Source organism: Streptomyces sp. NPDC048411, from assembly GCF_040704695.1.
Taxonomy (GTDB): Bacteria; Actinomycetota; Actinomycetes; order Streptomycetales; family Streptomycetaceae; genus Streptomyces.
Genome location: NZ_JBEZKL010000275.1, coordinates 1 through 3,208, shown reverse-complemented (window position 1 = coordinate 3,208; position 3,208 = coordinate 1). Strand labels below are relative to the sequence as shown.

The window sequence follows — 3,208 nt, the reverse complement described above, 5'->3', positions numbered from 1 at the left end:
CGCGAGGTCATGCCCTCCGTCGAGCACCGCTCCCACAAGGGCCTGAACAACCGGGCCGAGAACAGCCACCAGCCCACGCGGCAACGCGAACGCGCCATGAAAGGCTTCCGCTCCGCCGGCGCAGCCCAGCGGTTCCTGTCCGCGTTCAGCGGCATCTCACCCCACTTCCGGCCCCGACGCCACCTGCTCACCGCCACCGACTACAGAGCCGAAATGACCATCCCCTTCGTCATCTGGGAGCAGATCATCGGCGCCGCCGGCCAGCCCGCCTGATCCGGAGCAGACACTCGGGCCGACCACGCCTTGCACATCGTCACGGACTCACACACCCAACAACGTGACAACGCCGGATGGCGTCCCGGCCGATCGTGATCGTCACGCAGTCGTGAATCTACTCCTCGACGAACGTGACGGTCTCGTCGAGCGGCGCCCGGCCCGTACGGGCGTAAGCCACCGTTGCGTCCTCGAACCCGATCGACATGCCACAGAAGAGGATGAGCTCGTCCGGTGGTGACAGGATCTCCGCGACCGTCTTGCGATACACCGACCACGCCATCTGCGGGCAACTGTGCAGCCCTTCGGCGCGGAGCAGCAACATGACGGTCTGCAGATACATGCCGACGTCGGACCATTGAGGCTGGCCCATGTCGCGGTCGATGTAGCAGAACAGGGCGGCGGGTGCACCGAAGCAGTCCCAGTTCGCGGCGGCGGCCCTCTGGCGCGCCTCCCAGTCCTCGCGCGCAATACCGAGTGCGCTGTAGCGCTCATGGCCGAAGGCGGATCGGCGCTCATGGTACGGAGACTTCAGTGCGGGTGGGTACATCTCGTACTCCCGCTCGTCCCAGGGGTCGGCTGCCGCCACGCGCTCGCCGGCGCGCCTCTTGAGCTCGGCCAGCGGCCGACCGGTCACCACGTAGGCGCGCCACGGCTGGAGGTTCGATCCGGACGGCGCCCAGGCCGCGGCGGACAGCACCCGCTCCACCATCCGCCTCGGGACGGGCCGGTCGGTGAACCCGCGCACCGCCCGTCGGCTCGTGACCGCCTCATAGACATCCAAGATCATCTGCCTCCCTCATCTGCTCCACCTGTCCGCTCAGTGACAATCCGGGACCGCTGGGGCACCGGCGCATCCAGCGCCATGCCGGCGGTCGACTGTCGCGACGCCCTCGGGCCCGTCCCACCCCGAGAGCCGTGGCCCGTCCATCCCGGCGGGACGAGAGTGGGTGCATGCGAGTCCCCCGCTCTCCGCCTGACCGGGGACCGGGGGACCGCAGCCGGATACCCATCCGACTCAAGCTGCCACGCCCGGCGGGCGCATCGAAAGGACTGCCGGGCTGGGACAGGACGCGCAGGAGGCGGGGGATGTCAGGAGAGCCAGTCGGCGTAGTGGGTAGGGGCGAGGTGGGCGTCCTTGTCGGTGAGGACGTCACCTTTGACGGCGGCGAACATGCCGGCGGTGGGGTCGGTGACGACGGTACGGTTGTCGCCCTTGTGGGACAGCGTGATCCGGCCCAGCTCGTCCAGGGGGAAGATCTCGGGGCCGGCGATGTTGTGCTTGCCGTTCAGCGGGGTGCCCGCGGCGACCTTCGCCACCGCGTCGGCCACGTCCTTGGAGGCGATCGGCTGGATCGGCGTGGCGGGCAGCCGGACGGTGTCTTTGTCGGCGGTCCAGGACATGACGGCGTCCATGAACTCCATGAACTGCGTCGCCCGGACGATCGAGTAGGGGATCGGCCCGGCCGCGAGGATGTTCTCCTGGAGCGCCTTGGCCCGGTAGTAGTCCAGCTCCGGTACCTGGTCCGTGCCGACGATCGAGAGGATGACGAAGTGGCCGACGCCGCCCTTGTGAGCCGCGGCCAGGAGGTTGTCCATCGAGGTCTGGAAGAAGGCCGGGGAGGCTTCGTCGAAGGTCGGGGAGTTCGTCAGGTTGACGACGACATCGGCTCCCGCCACCGCCTCGTCCAGCCCCTGGCCGCTGATGACGTCGACTCCGGTGGACTGCGAGTGTGGTACCGCCTCGTGCCCGGCGGCGTTCAGTTTCTTGACGACCTGCGACCCGATCAGCCCGGTACCGCCGATGACTGCGAATTTCATGACACACCCTTCGCTACATTTTGCGTGCAATATGCCATATGAACAGCCATGTGGACGCAGCATGAAACGGCTCGTTGATCGACCAATGAGGGACGGCGTCAGAGGCCGTCGACGAACGTGACCGTCTCGTCGAGCGGCGCCCGGCTGATGTTCTCGGTGATCTGGTCCCAGATGGTGAAGCGGATGGTCATCTCCAAGCGGTGTTCGGCGGCGGTTATCAGGTGTCGGCGGGGCCGGAAATGGAGTGAGATGCCGCTGAACGCGGACAGGAACCTTTGGGCTCCACCGACGCTGCGGAAGCCCTTCATCGCTCGTTCGCGCTGGCGGGTGGGCTGGTGGCTGTTCTCCGCCCGGTTGTTCAGCCCCTTGTGCGAGCGGTGCTCGATGGAGGGCATGACCTCACGGTGGGCCGCGCCGTAGGAGCGGAGCTTGTCGGTGACCATCACCCTCGGCACCGCACCGGTCTTCTTCATCAGACGACGCAGGAAACGCCTGGCCGCGGCCTTGTCCCGGCGGCTCTGCACCAGGATGTCCAAGACGTTGCCGTCCTGGTCGACGGCCCGCCACAGGTACTGTCGCACACCGTTGATCTTGACGAACACCTCGTCCAGGTGCCATTTGTCGCCGGGCCGGGGCCGGCGGCGGCGCAGACCGTCGGCGTAGGCCTGCCCGAACTTGGCGCACCAGCGGCGGACGGTCTCGTGGGAGACGACCACGCCGCGCTGGAGCATAAGCTCCTCGACCTCGCGGAAGCTGAGCGGGAAGCGAAAGTACAGCCACACGCAGTGCGAGATCACCTCCACCGGGTACCGATGCCCTTGTACGACGGGGACGCGCTCCCCACGAACAGCCCCCTCCACCATGATCAACCCGAAGATCATCCCACCCCGCCAGCCAACGTGACAGAGCCCGCACACCGGCTCCCACCTGGGCGGATGAAGTTCTCGGCAAGGGCAGGGTCTGCGGTTCGGCTCAGCGGCCGGACGGCGGTCGGCGGTTATGCCCACTCGATACCCAGCTCCCGTAGTGCACGCAGCCCTGACCTCGTTTACTGCACCCCCTCAAACGGCTGGTTGGGGTGGTGGGTGACGGCGCTACAGTCCGCCCTATGACG

Annotated in this window: 4 protein-coding genes; 1 reads left to right on the top strand and 3 read right to left on the bottom strand. The window is 67.3% G+C overall.

The window, feature by feature from the left end:
• The coding region (locus tag AB0915_RS38775; protein WP_366696061.1) for a DDE-type integrase/transposase/recombinase at window positions 1–273 on the top strand (273 nt) is incomplete at its 5' end.
• A gap of 118 nt (window positions 274–391) precedes the next feature.
• Here the strand turns inward: AB0915_RS38775 and AB0915_RS38770 are convergent.
• From AB0915_RS38770 to AB0915_RS38760, 3 genes are all read right to left on the bottom strand, one after another.
• Window positions 392–1,057: a nitroreductase gene (locus tag AB0915_RS38770; protein WP_366696059.1), complete on the bottom strand. Its 666-nt coding sequence runs from the start codon at window positions 1,055–1,057 to the stop codon at window positions 392–394.
• A gap of 308 nt (window positions 1,058–1,365) precedes the next feature.
• The gene (locus AB0915_RS38765) at window positions 1,366–2,094 is read right to left on the bottom strand and encodes an NAD(P)H-binding protein (RefSeq protein ID WP_366696057.1); all 729 of its coding nucleotides are present in this window, start codon (window positions 2,092–2,094) and stop codon (window positions 1,366–1,368) included.
• A gap of 98 nt (window positions 2,095–2,192) precedes the next feature.
• A complete protein-coding gene (locus AB0915_RS38760) occupies window positions 2,193–2,957 on the bottom strand; it encodes an IS6 family transposase (RefSeq protein ID WP_366696063.1) in 765 nt (254 codons plus the stop codon).
• Window positions 2,958–3,208 lie beyond the last annotated feature (251 nt).